The 624-nt window shown below is 69.6% G+C and carries 1 pseudogene; it reads left to right on the forward strand.

Going from position 1 to position 624, the window contains the following annotated elements:
• Positions 1–105 precede the first annotated feature (105 nt).
• Positions 106–483: pseudogene (locus H7965_RS30240) on the forward strand (helix-turn-helix domain-containing protein); the annotation flags it as partial.
• Positions 484–624 lie beyond the last annotated feature (141 nt).

Here is a 624-nt window from a genome sequence, read left to right on the forward strand (position 1 = left end):
TCGTCCTCGACCGCCATCTCCACCCCGTCTCGCCGGAGCGCTCAGGCTACCGCGCCATCATGCGCCCGAGAAACCAGCCGAAAGGCAGATCAGCCGAGGCTCACCGTGCGGGCGGGACGACGGTTACGCCTCGCTGCGATCCTTGGTGACCGGAACCGCCCGCTCAAGCATGTGCAGCGGGCCAACATCATCCTGCTGTCTGCTGAGCGGCTGCCGGTCCTGGAGGTGGCGCGCCGGGCGGGCGTCAGCCGCCCTGCGGTTTGGCGCTGGCAACGGCGCTACGCCGAACAGGGTGTCGAGGGGCTGCTGCGCGACAAGACACGCAAGCCTGGCCGGGCGCCGCTGACCACGGCAATGGTCGCCAAGGTGCTGGCCCTGACCTGTTCCGAGCCGCCGGGCGCCGTGACCCATTGGACCGGCCGGGCGTTGGCCAGGACGGTCGGCATCAGCCTGAGCGCGGTGCAGCGCATCTGGCAGGCCAACTGCCCCACCTGCAGGGGAGTGTCAGGAATTCCGTGTTCGGCCGGTCGGTTGAACGACACGGTCAGGCCAGGGCCTTGGTGAAGCGCTGGCTGAAGATCACGGCGAACTGGGCCTTGGCCATGGCCCACTCCCGAGGCGGCA

It is taken from the genome of Siccirubricoccus deserti (assembly GCF_014283215.1).
Taxonomy (GTDB): domain Bacteria; phylum Pseudomonadota; class Alphaproteobacteria; order Acetobacterales; family Acetobacteraceae; genus Siccirubricoccus; species Siccirubricoccus deserti.